The organism is Legionella sp. PATHC035 (assembly GCF_026191115.1).
GTDB lineage: Bacteria > Pseudomonadota > Gammaproteobacteria > Legionellales > Legionellaceae > Legionella.
The window spans coordinates 3,250,364-3,256,926 of sequence record NZ_JAPHOT010000001.1 but is presented as its reverse complement, the minus strand read 5'-3'; the positions used below and the strand labels follow the sequence as shown (position 1 = coordinate 3,256,926).

Genomic DNA, 6,563 nt, shown 5'->3' with positions numbered 1-6,563 from the left:
AACTAAGCGGTTGCCTTAACTGAAAGCATATTATCCAAATAAAGGCCTAAAATCAAATGACAAAATAAAGAGGAACTAAGATTTTCATAAATATAAGGTTCTTTTACAAATCTCGAATTCGTATCCGAATCATTGCTCCAGCAAAACCAGGATCAGACAATCAGTCATAATATGAGTCATGAGGTCAATAAGCTTGAGTAAGTTCCATTTTGGAACTCACTGCGCATCCAATTCAATCGACTCCATTCAAGCCTTATCGAGATTAAAAAATAACGAGTCGCTTTTAGTGCGCCAGTGCGTTTGAGATTATTTTTTTAACCAAGTCATTCAGATTGCTGGTTGATATAGCGATGGGCACGCCACAATTTATTAATCAACATGAACTTTTTTAAATTGAGTTCATGAGTTAAACGACTTTTTGCTTTAATTTGTCATGCGGGAGAATACCATTTTCAACATTATATTGGCTTCTAAAGTTTAATATTGCAAAGCAATGTATCGTGCGCCATTGGAAAATTCATTTCTTCGGGACATTGACGACTTCAAAAAAAGTAATATTACAGCAAGCGTAGGTCGGGCGCTTCGCCCGACATTTAATTGACTCATGCTGTATTGATTATAGGTTCCGTGAATAAAGTTTATCTAACCATTTTGATTTGTGGGTATGATGAAGAAAAGTGTCGGGCGAAGCGCCCGACTACGCTTGCTAATTGTTTGTTTTGGTGTTTGAATTAGTTTTATTTTCATCCAAAGGTTGTGTGCATTTGCATCGAGCATTTCCGTGTTCATCGCAATAACAACCGCACCCTTTTCCGGGGCAGTCAATTTCATCTGAAGACTTTGCACCCGTACAGTTGTCTACGTTGCAATCATCGGCAAACAAAATGGATGGAGAGAAGGTTGTGAAACAAATGGATGAAAAAAGTAACAATGATTTAATAAGGTTGTTCATAAATAATACTCCTTTCCTTAATCCTTAAGTCAGAAGATACAGATTGCCGTTCGAAGATCAGATACGTCCGTTAACAAGTATAGTATATTTTTTCAACATTGATTTCATTGGTCAAAGCACTTTCGAGATGCAAGTGACTTTGCAGCAAACAAGAGTGGATGATCGTCTTAACCAATTAACCTATTGATTTTATTTAAAATTATAGCAAATGTAGGTCGGGCGCTTCGCCCGACATTTCATTAACTCATGTGGTATTGATTATGGATTCCGTAAAGAGGATTTATCTAACCATTTTGATTTGAGGGTATGATTAAGAAAATTGAAGTGTCGGGCGAAGCGCTCGACCTACGCTTGCTAATCCCATTTGTTCCACATATTTCTTGGTTATATGTAAAAATCTGTTGGATTGAATCGGCTTTAATGGAGTTGATTTACCCGTATTACGACTTCGTCTAATACAACCTACACTTGCTAAAAATTCACAGTAGTACCTATTACCCTCCGGCAAAAGGGTTATTCGCAATTACTTGGGGTTGTACCGTCATTGAAACAACATATTCTGCCTCTAATTGGATATGATATTCTAAACCAGCATGCAATAAGACAAGATTATTTTGGGCATCTTCACACATTAATTCTCTTAGGTCTTGATTATGAACTAGGGCGACCGCTCTCTCTCGAGCAAAATCTAATGGTGATTTGATAAAAAAAGCATTTGCATCTATTCCGATACCGTCACCATATTCTTGATTAAACACTTCTTCCCTGGCCATAAAGAAATTTAATGGAATAAAAATTGGTTTACCCTTAAAGTCATAAAGTTGCCGATCAGCCGCTCGCATACAATAATAAGGAATTGAAGCAGATGCCGCTTCTTTTAATAACTCTTGGTCATAATTATTCTCGTCAGAATAAATAACAGCCTTAGGTAAAGGCATCACGGGCAAATATCTTGATATCTTATCTTCACATTTTTCTTCCTTATCCCCTTTTTCTTCCTTGTGTGATTGAATCTTATCATACAGACTTAAATCATCTCGATATGTCTGTAAACCTTCTTTTAACTTCTTGTCAGCATATTCTTTAAATAAGTCATAAGAAAAGTTTTGGCTACAATACTGAATATTTTGTCGTCCAAAATCTTGGGTGGCAAAAGGGAGCATCCGAATACACATTTCCCTTACTTTTTCTTGATCAAACCATTTTAAAAAATCCTTATCCTCGGTGATAACATTTAAACCGTGACGATAGCCAGCCATAAAAGACTCTTGATCAACGACAAAGGAAGTTAATTGTTGTGTATCGGTATCGTAATAGTATGCACGATTTTTTGCCGTAAACTCTCTTGCTCCTTCAATTTTATTATTGATATCACTGTGATAATAATAGGTCTCACAATTCATTGAAAATGGTGAGATTGCTCCTGTTAATGGCCCTTGTAGTGGCTGAAAAAGAAAAGAACATCCCGCAAAGGTTGGCGTTATAAGCGGATTGAAAATACATTCTGCATCAATAATAGTCGGTTTTTTTCGAGAAATAATCAAATTTTCATGATGAAAATCAGAGCCAGAAACTGATTGAATTAATAGAGTAGTCATTCCCATGATGTATGAAAATTGTTGTGCTTCTTTTTCTGTTCTCAAAATACAAGAAGAACTCTCGTCCAGAGCAGCTAAAGATAATGCTTCGCTAAACTTAGTCCGCCCTGCTTTGGTGGCCATATCATAGTCCAGGTGCGATTGTGAAGGTAAAAATTCAATGTAACCATAGTGCTGTGTAACAGATTCAGAGGCTGGATCGTCGATTCTTGGCAGTATTAAATAAGTTGGAATAGGCTCCAGGGCTCGCCTATTAAATATTTCGGCCAAACTCTCATGTCCCTCATAGCTTGCATCTAGGTCTTTCAACTTGTTCAGATCACCGACCAGCATTGCATCTGCTTGGACAGAGGTTGGTTTATAAACAATTTTAAGTTCTTTTTCGTCCTTATCTCGAAACGTCAAAAAATAAACTTGTTGGCCTTGCTTATGCATATCGCTACCGCTTGGCGTAATACCAACTAGTTTTGGCTCTTTCATATGACTTAAAAATCCTTTTTCCAGCACTGGGAAATCATGTTCAATCCGTTGAAGCATTTTTTCGATATTTCTTATTGCATCTTGTTGAATTTGACGAAGCGATTGTTCCATTTGAGGATACTGAGTAAAGTATTCAGCAAAATCATGGCGCTGAGCATAATATTTTTTAAGTTCTTCTTTTAAAAAAGAATCAAAATATACATCTTCCTCGCGTTCAGTCATTGGCTTTTTTTCCGTCCGACGACTTAATGCGATCTCTCTCATTAGTTTGTTTGTAGTTCTATAATCAGCATCAGCAGGGATTCCGTATTCCTGTTCACGATATTGCTTTAAGTCATATTCAATGAACGATACTATTTGTTGATCCATCACTATCGCTAAATGTTCAAGGATCAGACTTAAAGACTTTTTATCAATATTAAATATTTTTGACTGAGGCTCAAAAAATTGCAGGGTATATGCCTTTAAAGTTTTTTCATCTTTAACAAAATAGTTTTCGAGTTGTTGAACCAAATCTCTTAACAAAACAGCATATGCACTAACGTGCCTCGCATTCGGTGCAAAAGCCTCTATTTCATCAAGTTTTTTCGATTCAAATAGAATTCTGGCTCTCATAACGACCTCAATTTAAACATTCTTATTACATTATAGACATACGACTCAGAAGATTGAGCCCTACTAAGCCCTTATTGAACCCTGATTTACCCTGCAAATTTTTTTTAACCAAGTCACTTAGGTCTCGGGTTGTTGTGGTGATGGGCGCGCCACTATTTATTAATCAACATGAACTTCTTTAAATTTAGTTCATGAATTAAATGAATTTTTTTATTAATTTGTTATGCGGGAGAGTACCATTTTAAACATTAAACTGGCTTCAAAATTTTAATATTGCAAAGCTGTATCGTGCGCCATTGGAAAATTCATTTCTTCGGGACATTGACGACCTCAAAAAAACTAATATTACAGAAATAGAAATTAGATTGAACCAAATTGGCAGCATCTTCAGTGAGATAAATATTCTACCAATAAAGAGCATCTTTTGAATTAATTTCAAGGTGCTCAAAGTGATCCAGCAAGCCTAAGCAAGCGTAGGTCTGCGAGGATATTAATAAAAAATTATTAATTTTTTTACTGAGACAATGGTTGCATTGCCAATGGATGGTCAAAATCAGCTTTATTCATTAAAGTGGTAACCTGAAACCCCTCTAAATCTTCGTAGGGATATGGCTTCATTAAGCAATTCAATTGTGCTATATCGCAGTGAGAGTTATCCAACCAAATGGCTTGAGCTTCTTCATCTAAAATAACTGGCATTCGATGATGTACTGACAACATTAATGGGTTTGCATCATTAGTAATCAAACAACAGGAATAAATCACCTGATCTTCATGCTGCCAGATATCCCAAAGAGCAGCTACGGCCAGCAAATCATGATTCTTTTTTTGAAAAAAATAAGGTTGTTTTACCCCACCCTCTTGGTGCCATTCATAAAAACCACTCATAGGCATTAAACAACGCTTGGATTTCATCGGCTGACGAAAGGCCGGTTTTTCAAAGAGGGTTTCGGCGCGCGCATTGATAAGACTTCCTATCTTTTTTCGGTCTGTTGTCCAAGATGGAATAAGTCCCCAGCGCAACAATACACTTTGAATTTCATGAGCATTCGTTTCTACAAGACATACCACCTCTGCTCCTGGAGCAATATTAAATCGAGGAGTAATTTCAATCGCATTGGTGAGATTAAATTGATATTTTAACTTGTCATAAGACGCCACATAAGCAAATCGACCACACATCACGTTCTCAACTGTTTTTTTAAAGTGTAGTACCGTTTCATTGCTCTTGTGCATTGATATGAAAACAGCTTGGTAAAAGATGCATCATCCAATTAAGGTCTAACTCCCATAAGAAGTTTGACAGGCTATAAACAGACTTATCCACAGAAAATGTGAATAACTTAAATGAAAATGCGGGGATTCAAAAATGATATAAATCAAGCACAACAAGGATTTTTATATCTTGCTGATTAATCATTCATTATTTGGGAAAATAAGATATCCACAGACCAGGGACAAGGAAAATATTCTTAGACATAGGTATGTTATACAAATAAAAAATAAAAAAACAGTCTTGACTCGCACTATTTTTACTTTTTATTTTGACCGGCTGCTTGATTACGCTTTGTGCTTAAAAAATAATTCTTCTCGGAGAAAGTAAAAAAATAAAATCATCTCAGTTCAGAAGTAGCAAGCGTAGGTCGGGCGAAGCGCCCGACCTACGCTTGCTGAGAAAGTATGGTCTGACGACTATTAATTGTCCCACTCCTTCCACCATTGATTTTGAGGATAGAACGTCTACATTCCAGTAAATACGAGGGTGTTCCACTAGTTCCCTTTGTTCCACGTATTGTTTAGTTGGATGTAAAAATCTGTTAGATTGAATCAACTTTAATGGAGATGATTTTCCCGTATTACGACTTCGTCTAATACGGTCTACGCTTGCTATTCAGAGTTAAGCGATAAAACAAAAACATGTGCGCTGATGACTGAGGCAATTAATGATGCGATCTATAAAGTTAATTTAACCATAGAAAATGAAATATCTAATCTAAAATACATATATATTGGGGAAATTATCAAAAAATTATCTTAATCGTGTCATGTAATTCATTTTGCCGTAATTAGTTCGGTTCTAATTTATTTTTAGAGCTTTGCTCACTTGCATGGTCTTTATCCGCGTCATCCTTAGTCTTGTTCCAAATAGATAAACCATGTAACGGTGAGGATTTTTTTTCCATAGATGTATCCTGCATCGTGAGGCTGGATTTGATAGCATGTTGATAGAGTTTATAACTTTTTAGAGCATTATATAAATTTGCAACATGCCGATTAAAGCCCGCCCCACATGCTCCAGATAATAAATGATCAATATCTTCTACGAAATTACATCGACGTCCCGTTACTTCTGAATAGCTGCTGATGGGACCGTTTTTGGAGGTCAGAAAAATAAGTGGATTTTTTTCTACTTTTTTTAATTGATCGAGATGCGTTTTAAATGCGGCGAGAGGTTCATGCAATTCAGCCGTAAGTTTATCCTGATCAGCACTCAATAGCGTATTTTCGAGAATTTGCGAAGCCACGACAAGCTTACCCATCAGATTTAAAGTAATCTCACTTACCCCATCAGCATATTCTTGTAACCCAGCAAAAATATCGCTACTTTCAAATGCACTGCGGACGACTTGATGAGTTAGAAGGTGGGTAATATCTTTTTCGCTGAATAAGTTCAAGGCCAATTCCTGCTCCAAAACTTTTTCATTAGAGGACTCCAGGGGTTCTTTATTTTTAAAATCTCGAAATACACCCGCAAGTTCAGATGGGTTTTGGAAATCCGTAAACACCCAGTCCCCAGAAATGAATTCGGCGATTTGATTAATATCGTAGGCATATCCACTTTCAGAAACAAACAGGTTCTCTTCAGGGATATCGATCAAATCTGCTTTATTTTTAACTGCGACAGTCTTTCCCATTTT

The 6,563-nt window shown here is 36.5% G+C and carries 4 protein-coding genes; all 4 read right to left on the bottom strand.

The genetic code is table 11. The features are described from left to right. Positions 1 to 642: 642 nt before the first annotated feature. On the bottom strand, positions 643 to 831 hold the full coding sequence (locus tag OQJ13_RS14290; protein WP_265711502.1) for a hypothetical protein: 189 nt from the start codon (positions 829 to 831) through the stop codon (positions 643 to 645). A gap of 615 nt (positions 832 to 1,446) precedes the next feature. Then, positions 1,447 to 3,645 carry a DUF4135 domain-containing protein gene (locus OQJ13_RS14285; protein ID WP_265711501.1) on the bottom strand — a complete coding sequence of 733 codons (2,199 nt, stop codon included), beginning with the start codon at positions 3,643 to 3,645 and terminating at the stop codon, positions 1,447 to 1,449. A gap of 513 nt (positions 3,646 to 4,158) precedes the next feature. Continuing rightward, on the bottom strand, positions 4,159 to 4,827 hold the full coding sequence (locus OQJ13_RS14280; RefSeq protein ID WP_322783762.1) for an SOS response-associated peptidase: 669 nt from the start codon (positions 4,825 to 4,827) through the stop codon (positions 4,159 to 4,161). Between the two features lie 884 nt (positions 4,828 to 5,711). Further along, positions 5,712 to 6,560, bottom strand: a complete 849-nt coding sequence (locus OQJ13_RS14275) for a hypothetical protein (protein ID WP_265711499.1) — start codon at positions 6,558 to 6,560, stop codon at positions 5,712 to 5,714. Positions 6,561 to 6,563 lie beyond the last annotated feature (3 nt).